Source organism: Amycolatopsis sp. VC5-11 (assembly GCF_037034185.1).
Lineage (GTDB): Bacteria > Actinomycetota > Actinomycetes > Mycobacteriales > Pseudonocardiaceae > Amycolatopsis > Amycolatopsis nivea.
Genome location: NZ_JBAGKF010000014.1, coordinates 146300 through 158772 on the forward strand (window position 1 = coordinate 146300; position 12473 = coordinate 158772).

At 67.6% G+C, this 12473-nt stretch carries 15 protein-coding genes; 2 read left to right on the forward strand and 13 right to left on the reverse strand.

The genetic code is table 11. The annotated features are described in order from the left end of the window. Nucleotides 1–508 precede the first annotated feature (508 nt). The 10 genes from WA670_RS32605 to WA670_RS32650 all read right to left on the reverse strand — a co-directional run bounded on the left by WA670_RS32605 (nt 509) and on the right by WA670_RS32650 (nt 7133). Entirely contained in the window at nt 509–790 is a 282-nt protein-coding gene (locus WA670_RS32605) for a hypothetical protein (RefSeq protein WP_336160050.1), read from the reverse strand. A gap of 145 nt (nt 791–935) precedes the next feature. Beyond that, entirely contained in the window at nt 936–1382 is a 447-nt protein-coding gene (locus WA670_RS32610; RefSeq protein ID WP_336160052.1) for a hypothetical protein, read from the reverse strand. A gap of 87 nt (nt 1383–1469) precedes the next feature. After that, the gene (locus tag WA670_RS32615) at nt 1470–2267 is read right to left on the reverse strand and encodes a hypothetical protein (protein ID WP_336160054.1); all 798 of its coding nucleotides are present in this window, start codon (nt 2265–2267) and stop codon (nt 1470–1472) included. Between the two features lie 194 nt (nt 2268–2461). Continuing rightward, complete coding sequence (locus WA670_RS32620; protein ID WP_336160056.1) at nt 2462–3067, reverse strand: hypothetical protein; 606 nt, start codon at nt 3065–3067, stop codon at nt 2462–2464. Nucleotides 3068–3198: 131 nt separating this feature from the next. Beyond that, complete coding sequence (locus WA670_RS32625) at nt 3199–3549, reverse strand: hypothetical protein (protein ID WP_336160058.1); 351 nt, start codon at nt 3547–3549, stop codon at nt 3199–3201. A 230-nt stretch (nt 3550–3779) separates the two neighbouring features. Next, complete coding sequence (locus WA670_RS32630) at nt 3780–4364, reverse strand: hypothetical protein (protein ID WP_336160060.1); 585 nt, start codon at nt 4362–4364, stop codon at nt 3780–3782. A 532-nt stretch (nt 4365–4896) separates the two neighbouring features. Next, entirely contained in the window at nt 4897–5202 is a 306-nt protein-coding gene (locus tag WA670_RS32635; RefSeq protein WP_336160062.1) for a hypothetical protein, read from the reverse strand. A gap of 242 nt (nt 5203–5444) precedes the next feature. Beyond that, entirely contained in the window at nt 5445–5900 is a 456-nt protein-coding gene (locus tag WA670_RS32640) for a hypothetical protein (protein WP_336160064.1), read from the reverse strand. Then, nucleotides 5897–6622, reverse strand: a complete 726-nt coding sequence (locus WA670_RS32645) for a hypothetical protein (protein ID WP_336160065.1) — start codon at nt 6620–6622, stop codon at nt 5897–5899. The genes WA670_RS32640 and WA670_RS32645 overlap by 4 nt, the downstream gene beginning before the upstream one ends. A gap of 160 nt (nt 6623–6782) precedes the next feature. After that, nucleotides 6783–7133: a hypothetical protein gene (locus WA670_RS32650; RefSeq protein WP_336160067.1), complete on the reverse strand. Its 351-nt coding sequence runs from the start codon at nt 7131–7133 to the stop codon at nt 6783–6785. Between the two features lie 255 nt (nt 7134–7388). Between WA670_RS32650 and WA670_RS32655 the strand changes: the two genes are divergently transcribed. Together WA670_RS32655 and WA670_RS32660 are read left to right on the forward strand one after the other, a co-directional pair. Then, nucleotides 7389–8300, forward strand: a complete 912-nt coding sequence (locus WA670_RS32655; RefSeq protein WP_336160069.1) for a helix-turn-helix domain-containing protein — start codon at nt 7389–7391, stop codon at nt 8298–8300. Beyond that, the gene (locus WA670_RS32660) at nt 8297–8515 is read left to right on the forward strand and encodes a DUF397 domain-containing protein (protein ID WP_336160071.1); all 219 of its coding nucleotides are present in this window, start codon (nt 8297–8299) and stop codon (nt 8513–8515) included. Before WA670_RS32655 ends, WA670_RS32660 begins: the two co-directional genes overlap by 4 nt. Nucleotides 8516–8967: 452 nt before the next feature. Here WA670_RS32660 and WA670_RS32665 read toward each other — a convergent pair whose 3' ends face one another. The 3 genes from WA670_RS32665 to WA670_RS32675 all read right to left on the reverse strand — a co-directional run bounded on the left by WA670_RS32665 (nt 8968) and on the right by WA670_RS32675 (nt 12291). Beyond that, nucleotides 8968–9210, reverse strand: a complete 243-nt coding sequence (locus WA670_RS32665; protein ID WP_336160073.1) for a DUF397 domain-containing protein — start codon at nt 9208–9210, stop codon at nt 8968–8970. A 920-nt stretch (nt 9211–10130) separates the two neighbouring features. Beyond that, entirely contained in the window at nt 10131–11678 is a 1548-nt protein-coding gene (locus WA670_RS32670) for a tachylectin-related carbohydrate-binding protein (RefSeq protein ID WP_336160076.1), read from the reverse strand. A gap of 151 nt (nt 11679–11829) precedes the next feature. After that, nucleotides 11830–12291, reverse strand: coding sequence for a hypothetical protein (locus WA670_RS32675; protein ID WP_336160078.1), 462 nt, complete (start codon nt 12289–12291; stop codon nt 11830–11832). Nucleotides 12292–12473: the final 182 nt, after the last annotated feature.

Genomic DNA, 12473 nt, shown 5'->3' on the forward strand with positions numbered 1-12473 from the left:
CCTCCTCGTCCGCTTCGCGGGGCTCCAGGGAGAGCAGCGCTGGGTGGCAGCCCGGTCGCGAGCACAATCGGTCCGATTCGGTGCGGCGCGGAACCAGGGCATGGTCGAGGTCGACCCGGCGGATCAGCCTTGTGCGGCGGCATACGGCATTGCTGCCGGGGGTGATCCGGTGCAGCAGGGGGCGATGGGACCGGAACAGCCAGCCGAGCACCGGCGCTGTGAATACAGACAGGGGCGCGCGGACCTGGGTGTGCCTGGGTGCGTTGTCGCTCAATGGTTTGCCTCTTCTGTGTGAGTTTTATGGTCGCGAACTCCGTCGGGTCTCGGCTCGGCCTGGGAGCGGTTGCCCCCCACTTGGCCGGCATCCGAGCAGTGCGACCGGTCGCGTGGGGGGCGATCCGGTCGGCAGGGAGCGACGGGCCGGTCTGCAGGCCTGTGCTTTCGGTTGATCATTCAGCGGTGCGCCGCCGAAGGTGTGTGCGGAAGGGTCGGGCACGGGACGCGCGTGTCAGTCCTCGCGCTCGGTTGGCGGGTTCCGGTGTGCTGCGACTACTACGTCCTTGCCGGACCTGAGGAGGTCGAGCAGTGCAACGGTGTCGGCGGAGCGGCGGTCGGTGTCTCCGGGTTGGACTGTCGAACGCTGGCCGTCGACCACGAGGTGAATCGCGTCGAGGTGTCCGTCGAGCACCGCTGCGACGGCGGCGTCGTGGACGTCGCGCCATGCGTCGGCCGGCGTCGGGGATTCGCCGGTCTTATCCAGGTCTCCGATGGTCATGATCCATGCGTGCATTGGGTTCTCCGTGGTCGGTTGCGGTGTTCCGGTGTCCGACGGTGCCAGGTCGAGGCGCGGTGTGGACAAGCGGAAGGAAATCTGTGGATAACCGCCGGGGGCTGTGGACAGAGGGCCGGGACCCGTGGGGTCCCGGCCCGGGCGGTCAGCGAGCCAGTTTCGTTGCCTGGTCCCACGCGGCGCGCGTGCTGTCGTAGGCGGCGCGGTCCATGACCAGCCAGATCAGAGGCCCGATCTGGATCCGGATGTGCTGGGGCAACTGCTTGGTGCGCGGGATGAGGTCGCAGCGCGAGGGCGCGTCGGGGCCGATTCGGGCAACGGTGCCGACCTGGCAGCCGCCGATCAGCAATCCCCGGCGGGGATCGGTGACCTCGGACGCGAGCCGGTCCCGGTGAAAGCCTGCGTCCTGCCAGATCTTGGCGACGCGCTCGACCGCGAGCGCGCCGTGGACATTCACCAGGACGCTGCCCAGCATGAGACGTACCACGGCGAGCGGTGTGCCCGCGTCGTGCACATCGAGCCGGGTCTCGACCTCGCCGACGATCCGGACGGTCGTGCTCACGATCGACGTCGTTCCCTTTAGTTCGAGCATTGGCGATTTCCCTTGGGTGTGACTGGTTATTGACCGGGCGAATGCCCTGTGGGAAATCTACGTTTCGCGTTGGTGTGGATTGCCGGATTACGAACGGGCGCGGTCTTGTCTGGCGGCGGGATCTGTTTCCGGGCTGAGGACGAGCTGGAATTTTGTTGCGGCTGCCGTTTTGAGTGCTCCGGGAAGGTGCTTATTGCGCCATCGGTTGTACGAGGTTCCGTCGAAGGAATCGACGTAGTCGAGTCCCAGGAGATACCGGATGCGCTTCTTGCTGTTGACTCGTCCGCAGTGGATGTGCAGGCCTCGGCTTTTCCCCTCGCGGCAGATGTCGGCCATCTCTGCGCCGAGTTTGTAGGTCGTCGACCCGGCCATGAAGAGGCATTTCAAGTTCGGCCAGTCCCAGGGTATCCCGGCCTCGGCGGCACCGTCCTGCACGCAGTACGCGACCGGCAGGTGCAGCAGCATCGGTGCCCATTCGCGGAAGCGGCGCAAGGTGGCCTCCGCGTCGGCGACCACGTCCGGAACCGTGACGAACAACAGGTTCGGGTCGATCGGCGGCAGAGCCGCGGCCGTGAAACCGTCGAATTCAGGAGCGTCGGCGCTGCGGAAGCATGCGGTCAGCAGCAGCGACAACCGTTCGGCGGTTCCGAGTCTGCGGCGGTACACGGCTTCCTCGATCGTGCCGATCTGTTCGACGAACCGGGCGAGACTCCAGTTGCAGAACACGTCGTTGTCCACGCCGGTCGCGAAACCCGCTTTCAGGATCAGGGAGAGGTCGTTGATGTTGCGCGGCCCGCACAGCCTTCCGAGATGCGTGTCCGCGTATGGGATTTCCTCTCGGGCTTTCAGCAGGGTGTCGACGCCGCCGCCGTTCAGATTGATCATGATTATGTCGCCGTTCGCGTGAGAAGGAAAATGTCTCGGACGCGATCAGCCTATGAATCATGTTTTCCCGGTTGCGCGATTACATTTCGCCTGCTGCGGGAACAGCATTCCACCGTGGCGCGACGATCGTGGGCAGCACGCCGATGCGAACTCCGGTGACGGTCCGGGCGCGCGAGAGTCGCGCGACCCGGACCTCACCGGTATGGCAGAACGGAATTCAGCGAGGGCAGCACCGCGGCGGCGCGGGTGCCGTATCGGTAGTGCGCAATCAGCGCGGCGCACCAAGGTGCCCACGGTCCGGTGAGCGAGAGCGGAGCGCCGCGCGCGAAGTACAGTTCGAGCCGGTCGCCTGCGAGGCGGATGTCAGTCACCATCTCGTGGTTGGCCCAGTGCCGTTTCACCTGCCCGCCGTCGAGGACGTCGGTCCACAGTCGGCGGGTCGTCAGCGCGGTGGCCACGAGTGGCTGGGATCGCCACTGGGGTGTGCATGCCCGTCGGATCGCGCGGTGCTGCATCGTGCTTCGCAGTGTTGCGCCGAGCGCGAATCCGGCAACGTACGCGGGGTCGCCGACCATCACGGTTACGCCGCCGGATTGGACGGGGACGGCCTGCGGCGCGGCGGTGCAGAGACGGGCGTAACCCAGCCCGGAGTCCAGGCGGGTGACTGTGTACTCGCCCGGGTCGAAGGCGGTGCCGGGCAGATCGGCGACGGGGCCGAGCTGCCCGCCGCCCAGCAGGAACGCGTGCAGCTGCATCGCCTGCGCGAGCGGGCTGGCGGTGTCGTGCATTACGGCGGTCATCGAGCCTCCCCAACTCCTCGGTCTCCCAGCTCAGGTTTCACGGTACTGGTCGGAATTGCTGTCGCGCAGCATGTTTGTTCGCTGGTGTCTGGCGGACGTCACCGCGGAGCGTCTCGGCCGTGGCGCGGCCGTCAGACGGCTGACGGTGACGGCGGCTCGGCGCGACCGCCGTTGTCCTTCTCGAACCGAAGCAGTGCGTTCGCGGCGAGCGGGAAGTCGCCCGTGAACAGAAGCCATTCGCGACGCACCGCCGCTATCTGCTCGGGCGGTATGCCGATGCCGTCCGCCGCATCGAGCACCCTGGGCGGGTTGACACAGTCCAGGACGGCAGTCGGAAGCCGGAACGCCAGCGCCCGCGCCGCCCAGGCGATCACGACCCAGCTGACGTCATCGTCGGTGCGGCGAATGCGCCAGGCCAACTCGCCGTTGTCCAGTCGCGCAAGTTCCTCGATCGAGAACCCGGCTTCGCGCAACAGGTTCATAGTGGGGCCGTAGGCCGGATACCGGACGTCGAGGCGAAGGGAAGGATCGTCGATCGGCTGAAAGTCGGGCCGGCGCCGAGCCCCGGACGCTGGCGGGTCGAGGCGAGTCATCCAGGAGTACTTGTCAGATGCGGGCACGGGCGCGGAAACGGTGGTGACCGAGTCCGGTGGCTGCTCGGGCGGACGCGAACGCGCACTGTGCGGGCGGTTCGGGGAGGTGCGGACGTGGTTCATAGTCGCTTCAATCCGTCGCGGACGGCTTGCATGATCTCGATTGACGGTCTGCGCGCGGCGGTCATCGCTGCCGCCGCCTGCGGATCTCGAGCCTGCGCGTCGGCGAGGACGGCCGCGCGCAGTTCGGCCCGCGTCGGCGCGCGTTCACTGGTTGAGATCAGGCTGGTGCCGCTCGCGGAGGTGCTCTGCTCGTCCGCGGGCGCGGCCTCTTCGGCAGACGATCCGCCGGGGGCGGTGCGGAGGTGGTGGCGTCCGCCGTCCGTCGGCGCGGGCGAAAGGGTCAGAATCGTGCTGGAGCAGTTGCAGCGCGTGCACGCGCACCTGGTGAGACGTGCGCCGCGGCCGGCCCATTCGTGGCTGCGGACGTTGGCGGGCACCGCGCCCTGCGGTCGATTGTTGATGTCGTCGTGGTTGCCGTGGGCGCAGTCGCTGCACCGCAGCGCCGCGTCGTCGCCGTGCCGAGCGTGGACGCCCGTCTCCTCGGGATGTGAGGAAACGGCGGCGAACACCACAGTCGCGTCGAGGTCCTCGCCATGGGGTCCGGCCGGGCCGAGGTAGCCGGAGAAGACGCCGTCGGTCACGGCGGTCGCGGTTAGTCCTGCATCCGATCGGACGTGGCCCGCGAGGCGACGATGCGCACCCCTCCCGCGAACTCGGCGGTCGCGCGCGCTGCCGCCCGCGCCGCGATGGTGTGTGCCGGCGATACTGCTGCGGCGAGCCACAGCAACAGGATTGAGCAGTGGCCGCCGTGCTTTCGGGCGTTGGGCAGGGACGCGACGGCAGACCCGTCGGGGGTGTCGGGTTGTGCTGTCGAAGTGCTCGGGCTGGACTGCTGTTGAGTGGACGTGTCCGGTGGCGCTGTCGCGGTCGCGGTGGCCGTTCGGGCCGCCGTCTCGGGTGAGGCCATGGGGTTCCTGCCGAGTGTCGTGCATGGTGTCTAGTCCTGACAACGAAGGGAAAGGAGAGGGGCGCGGCGCCTTCCGCACAGGCGACGCAGCAAGGGGATCCGGCGGTCGGCGACGTAAGTCGGGCCGGTTCGCCGCGTCCGCCACGCGACCGTCAGCGGCCTGTGCGCCGAACGGGCGGAGCTCGCGGAAACCGTGATCCGGGCGCTCACCCTGCGGCGCCAATCTGTGTTGCCGGAGCGGCCAGGGCTCGGTCGATGACCGTTTCCGGCGGCCGCGCGGTCAGCTGCTCCAGGCCGTCCAGCTCCTGGAGAAACTCGCGGACCATGCACACTGCGGACCGCCAGCGCGCGGCGCGCTCCTCTGCCGGAAAACGTCTGTCCCACGCCAGGATGTCGTCGCGGTTGCGGTGCCGGAGGCTGCGGTCGACAGCGGCGGCGATCCGCCGCGCGGAAGCGTCGCCCCCGGCACAGGAGATCACGTAGGGCAGTTCCGCGGCGAGAATGCAGCACACCAGGTACGCGGCGGAACAGGACGCCCCGGACCGCCCGGCAGGGAGCTCGGGCTCTCTGCCGGGCGGCCTCGGGGGTGCGGGGGAGGACACGGCCTGCATCGCCGGACGACGAGGGTGGTCGTCGACGGCGGCGGGGGTCCTGCGACCCGGGCAAACCCGGCTCCGCGCATCAGCCGGAACAACATTCGCGGCTGGCGGGTTGCGCGGAAAGCCGGACGGAGCGGTGGGTGTGGTCGTCGTGTTCATTGCTTCTCCGTGGCGTCGGTGGAGAGCAGTTCGGCACCGTCGGGGACGCTGGCGATGTAGGCGGTAGTGATGACGGTGAGCCGAGCGAAACGGAAGTTCAGCCGGGTGGACAGCCGGGCCGCGTCGACCGGATGGTCGGCGAGCGAGTCGGGGCTCACGGTCACGACAGCTGCGTCGGGGTAGACCGGAGCGAGGTCGAGCAGTCCGGCGAGCCCGGGCCGACGCGGCAGGGGCTCTCGGCGGTAGTCGGTGAAGACCTGCTGCACCGCCGGCCACTGAACCGCTCTGCACCACCATCGGGCCACGTCGCTGTAGCGTTCGCGCGCGTCCGGATCACGGGCCGGGAACCAGAAATAGGCGAACACCATCGGCGGCGCGGGGTCGTCCTCGGCGGGCCGCTCGTCCACCAGCCACCTGCCCAACGTCTTCAGGGCCGCGTTCGACAGGATCATCCGCGCCACCCGGCCGCTAGCGCTTCGCCGATCAGCCGCATCTCGCAGGGGCCCGAGCACAGGCACTGGGCACAGCAACCGCCGTCCGGCCATCGGTGCTCGGCAACGAGGATTTCTCCTCGCCGCTGCAGAAATCGGGTCTCCGGGCCGCTGATCAGGTCGTGCTCACGGCCGTGACGGGCAGTGCGAGCGTCCGGCCACACCGGGACGACTTCGTTGAAGCTGAAGGAAAAATCGCGATTGCCGGTGCCGCTGTCGGTTAGGGAATCCAGATGGTCCAGCGACGGCACCAGAACACGCCGAGCCCCGACCGCCCGCGCCAGTGCGGCCAGCCGGGCAAGACTTCGGCTGCCCTCGGAGTCGGCCACCAGAAGCACCACCTCGGCCCCGGAATCGAATGCGGACAGCATCAGCGCCGCCACGAGGAACCGGGTTCGGCAATCGGGACTGTCCCGCGGGACGCGCAAGTAGCCGCAGGCCAGGGACGGCGACGCGGGAGCCCGGTCAGGACCGTCCGGGTGCGGTGCGGCGGTCGCTCGTTGCTGCGTCGCGGTCGCCGCGTCGCTCGTGCGGCGGCGCGCGGGGACAGCATTTCGCAGCTGCGCGAAATGGCAGACCTGGCCGCTGCCGCCCGGAAACAGACCGGTTGCGTCGGCAGACGTTTCGCCGGCGACGCCAGAGCTGGAAGGCATCAGAACTCCTTGTGGGATCTGCGCGTGCAATGACGCGGAACTGGACCGGTGCGGGCGCCCATCGGCGAAGCTCAGCCGCAGTGCACGATCTTCAGCGCGGGCGAGGATCGATCCCGTCGGTGACGCGAGCCCGGCCCGCAGGCCGATGCCGGGAGCTGACTTCGGGATTCGTCGAGGCCGACGGCAGGAATCAGGGGTGCCGCTGCTCGCGGAGCAGCGCGGCGTCCGCTTGCGAGGCGCGCAGCCGGGCCTCGTTGACTGCCGAGGCGCAGAACGCGTTGCGGCGGGCGTCGGCCCACTGCTGAAGCAGTTCTGCGTGCGCGCGAGCAAGAGACGTTGCGGCTGCCTGCCGCAAACTGGCGCCAGCGGCGGTGACGCCGCGATTCCGAAGCCGGTGCCGGGACCGGGCTGTGTGGTGATACGACGCCGGGCCCCGCTCGGCCCCGCCGCGACCGGCAAGCAGCTTCTGCAGGACGGCGCGCGCCCGGCCGCGGACTCTCGACGCGAGCTCAAGCCGGTGCGCTGGCTCACTGCTGATCATCGCCCCTCCTGCCTCGCGACGGTTCGCGCGGTCCGGTGCTGACGGCGTGCCTCGGGGCCCGGCGGACGGGGCATCGCGCACCTGTGCGCTGCCCCGTTCGCCTTCGGTCGCTCCGGAACTCCGGCGTCAGCGCTTTGCCGAGACCGATGCCATCCGCCTCGCGGTGCGACCCTGGCACGCTAACGCTGGGCATATGCCAGGCGCAAGACTAAATCTGGCATATGCCAGACATTGGGTGCCGATATGCTCCGTGCCATGCCGCAAACACCCACCCGCTACGCCCGCAAGCTCGGCGCGCACCTGCGTTCTTGTCGCGAGGCTGCAGGCCTTGGGATGGAACAGGTCGGCAAGCACCTACGGGTGGGCCAGACGACCATCAGCCGATACGAGTCGGGTGCCAGAAGCGTTCAGTGGGCCACGGTGCTGAGCCTGCTGGCCTTGTACGGCCACCAGGAGGAGGACGATCCCGCGTTCGTTAAGGCCTTGCGCCTGTGGGAGATGGTCCAGGACGAAGCCAAGCCGACCAAGTTGCCCCAAGACGCATCGGCGGCATTCCGCCGCCTGGTCTACGAAGAACCCGGAGCGGCGAAGATCCGCCAACTGGAGACGAACATCTTGCCCGGCAGGGTGCAGGACGAGGGCTACATGATCGCGCTAGCCCAGTCGAGCGGCGACCCGTCCCTGCGCAACTCTGACGTGCGCAAGGCCCGTCAGGCGCACATCAATCCGGACTTGCGGCCCAACCCGGTCGAATACCACCTCGTCTTGGACGAGATCTGCGTCACGCGGCTCGTCGGCGGCGCGACGGTGATGATCCCTCAGCTTCGTCACCTGCTGCGCATCGCCGAGTGGGACAACGTGACGATCCAGGTCATCCCCAAGGAAGCCGGTGACTACGGGGGCGCTACCGGCGGGTTTACGATCCTCGACTTCGACGACGAGGACGACCCGTCCTGGGTGTACTTCGAATATCAGAACGGCAATGCCTTGGAGGACAATCCAAAGCACGTGCAGCGCTTTGCCAAGTTGTTCAACGATGCCGCACCGGCCCCCAAGCCGGACGACGAGGAGAAGGAAGGCGACGGGGTCTCCAGGAAGATCGCCTTGTCCCCGGACGAGACGATCGAGTTCATCCGCCGACAGATCGAGGTGCTAGAGGACCGATGACGAACGAACCCACGCGCGACGCACCCCTGGCGTGGAGAAAGAGCAGCTACTCCGGTAACAACGGAGGCACGACCGACTGCGTCGAGGTCGCGTTCACGGAGGTTGAGGCGTTAGTGCGGGACAGCAAGTTCCCGGACGACGGATCCATCCGGATGTCGCCGTCCGTCTACGGCTCGCTCATTGCCTGGGCGAGCCAGCTCGAACTGCCCGCTTGAGGGCGATCGATCGAATGCCGAGCGTCTGGTGGCGGCTGCGCCGGGCGCTCGGCCTCGGTCTGCGGTTGCTGCGATCGGCCTCAGGTCGCTTGAACCGATCGACGGAATCCGTTCGGCTGCGGAATGTGATTCGGGGAGGGGTTGTGGCCACATGTCCCGGGTGAAGACGCCATCGCAAGCCGACGGAGCCAGTCACGATCGCGACCGCCAAGGCCACGCTGATCAACCCGGGAAATCGCATGCTGTCAATATCGGCGCGCGACGCCTCAACGAGGTGCCTGGTCACGTTCGTGCATCGTCGCCTGTTCCTCGTTCGTGGCGCTCCTTCCCGGCTAGGCCGCTGCGTTGCAAGGCCTGCGACGCCGGGTTGGGCGGGACTCAGGCGACGAGCGAAGCAGGCTCGATGCCGGAATCATGCGGCTGCCGGCTAAGGGCACAGCGCGCGACACCGGTCAGACACCAGCGGATCCGGGCAGGTCGAACTCACCGTCGCGAACACCTCGAAGCCACGCGCCCCATTCGGATTCCGTGAACACAAGCACGTCGCCGTTTCGTCCGCGCAACAAGTAGAAGGACCTACCGCTCTGATCCGAGACGCGGCCGAACTCTATCTCGCCGCCGGTGCCCGCGACGGCTTCCCATTGTACTTCGTCGGCGTCGAGTTGCTGACGCAACATGGCCTTCTCATCTGTCACGTCCGCAAAGATAGTTGTCCTACGCGAAATGTCGCAGCCGCCGCGGTGCCCGTAGATCCAGTCGTGTGGCTTCATGCCAGGAGACCTGCGACGAGCGCCGCCAAGTATCTGAACCTGGTGCCAAGCTTGAACCGGCCGTTTCCGCGGGGTGGAACCGGGTCGGCGTGTAGGTGACGCAATGTTGACTGCAGCGAGAGTGAGATGCGTCGGCCATACGGGCCACCGCCGGTCCGTTCGGTTTGTCGTATGAGACTGTTCCGAGGCCGCCTGGCTGAGATGGGATGGTGCGCATGTACTGGGTGCATGCCTCGGCGATAAGATCGCCGGCCTTGCGATCAGTAAGCGAGTATGGGTCGGGTGAGGCAAAGGCAGTGCTTCGTCTGGCGTCCTCAGCGCTGTACTCGTCCTCCCAGTAGGTGCGCTCTTCAAGCTCAAGCGCGGTGCGGACCACGAAGTCGGGATCGTAAGCCCCAACCGCCCTGAGCAACTCGGGGCGTACCACCCCCTTGTGGTGCGGGACTAACGTGAAGCCAGCGCCCCCCCGGACTTGGGTCGCTACGTAAAGGGCTCGGCGGGCCCGGTAAGACCAATCGCCGTCACCGTCGAACACGATCGCGACTCTTGCAGGCCGCAGAGTTCGAGCCGCCAGCGCTAGCCCTCAGTTGCCAACGGTGGCGGCGAACCGCCGAGTTGGTCGAGGTGCATTTGGCGGTCCGGTTCCATCAGCGGCGCGATCCGGCCGACAGCATGTCTGTCGTAGCTTCAGAATCGCGCGGTGCGCCTCTTTCGCCGAGTATTTGACGAATTCTGGAACCGGCTCAGTGTGTGCCCGGGTCTCGGTCTGGCTCTTTCGGAGTGGTGCGAGAACGTTCGCAGTGGGTCGGGTGCCGCAAAGCGGTGCCCGACCCACTGCGGTGTGATCAGCGTGCGAGGCGGCAGGAGTCGGGGGTGGCGGTCATGCCGTAGAGGCCGTACCAGCCGGTGCCGATGAGTTTGCCGTTGGCGCGTCCGGTGTCGGCCCAGGTGTCACTGGCGGGGAGGTAGCGATACCAGAGGAGGCCGCCGCCTTCGGCGGGGTAGGAGCCGTAGAGGACGTCGGCTCCGGGGGAGGTGACGGTTTTGAAGCCGTTCCAGCCGGTGCCGGACGGTTTGGCCCACTGCGTCCACTCCCCGGCGGCGGAGTCGTAAACGTAACGGAACAGGTCGCCCTTGGGGGTGCGGGCGTAGAGGACGCCGTCGCCCGCGGCGGCGATGAGGTCGTATTTGCCCCAGCCGTCTTTGAGGACGCGGTGTTCCCATTTCTTGGCGGCGGGGTCGTAGTTGCGCCAGTGCAGGTTGCCGTCGGGTTCGACGGTGTAGATGTGCCCGCTGGTGTCGACGGTGATGCGGTTGTTGTACTCGGCGGTCGCGTAGCGGTTCCAGCCGTGGTCGATGACTTCGTACCAGGGGGTGGGGCCGTTGTTGAGGTCCCAGCCGGTGCCGTTCCAGCGGAAGCGGCGCAGTTCGCCGTTGCTGTTGGCCTGGTAGATGAGGCCGTCGGGGCCCGCGGTGGAGCGGGCGGACTGCCATCCGCTGCCGATCTGCTGGCCGTTGCCGTTGAGCCAGGAGAAGCTGCCGTTGCGGGGGTCGGTGTGCTGGTACAGCCACAAGGTCCCGTCGCCGCGGGTGGTGAAGATCGGCGCGGCGGGTTTGCAGGTGATGGCGAGGTCGGGCACGTTCTGGCGGATCCAGTCGCCGGCGTTGTCGGCTCGGGCTTCGGTGGATCCGGTGCGGGTCTCGGTTTCGCCGACGCAGCCGCCCTGGAAGGACACGCTGTTGACTGCCACGAGTTCGGGGCCGTCGGGAGTTTCCCGCAGTGCCGGGCCCCCGGCGTCACCGCGGCAGGTGGAGGCGCTAGCGGGGTCTTTCCCGGTGACAGCGATGGTGGACGCGGTAATCTCGCCGGCGGTGAAGGTCGCGGTGTGCAGGCGGTCGGGCACCCATTCGGTGGCGGTGCGTCCGTATCCGGCGATGCGCAGGGTGTCGCCGGACGCGGGTGCTGTGCGGGCGACGGTCACGGGGCTGATGCCGGTGACGGGGGCGGCGAGTTTGGCGAGCACCAGGTCGCGGTCGCCTTTAGGCACCAGGTCGGTGATGCCGACGACCTGGCCGTCATCCTGGCTGAGGATCGTGCGGCCGACGATCGCGCTGGAGCGCTGCCGAGGGGGTCCGGCGGGAATGTGGAATCCCTGATCGGGGCTGTCGGCGAAGCAACTGGCCGCGGTGAGCAGCCATTGCGGGGCGACGAGGGCGCCGGTGCAGGTCTGTTCTCCGACGGTGATTTTCGCGGTGAAGCGGTAGCTTCGGTCGGCGGCCGGTGTGCCGCCGCTGACGGCGGATGCCTGAGGTGAGGTGACGACGCCGGCCGCGACAGCGCTGAGGACTGTCAGCGCTGCGACTCGCCGCCGGCGAGCTTGTGCTGAGGACACGAGTGTGACTCCTTGGCCAAAACTGGGTGACAGACGGCCCGGCGGAAAAGCAACCCCGCGTGAATGCGGGAGATGTCCGAGGCGGCCGAACTGTTGTTATCGAATTGCTATCGCCGGAGCGGTAACGGCGAGAATGCGCGGTTCCCGTGCGTTACAGGGTTCGCATTTCCACCAGGACGCTGGGCGCGCCGCCGGTGCCTTCGCCGACCGGTGTCCACGAGTTTTTCTCCACCGTGGACGTGGTCGTGCGGCCCTGTGCCGTGAGGCTGACCTGCAGGCGGTGGCTGTTTCCCTTGACCGTGTAGGTTTCGGGCAGGTCGAGGGACAGGTATCCGGTCGGCCCGACGACTGCGAAGCAGAAGTTTCCCTTGGTGCGGCTGTAGACCTCGACCAGGTCCGGGGTGCTTCCGCAGTCGGTGAGCAGGATCTTCCCGTCTCCGGACTTCAGCGAAATGCCGCGCTCGGCAAGGATTTTCGCCGCTCCGGGATAGGAGCGGTCCTCAACCGTGGACCGCTGTGGCGAGTCGTCCGCGGCGGCGCGCGGCGTCTGCCCCGCTGTCGCGACGGCGGCCGAAACCCCGGTCGCGGCAACGGCGGCGGCGATTGCGCTCACGAGACGTGAGCGCGACAACGAAAGCATTGATGCCCCCTCCGGCAATGGATGACAGGCCGCTCCCGACGTGTGCGGCCTGCCGACGATCATCGCGGCCATCGTTCGAAACGTGACAGTTCTGAGAACTTTGTGCTCTAGATCACTAATATTATTTAACGTCCGAAACATTGTCATATGGTGTG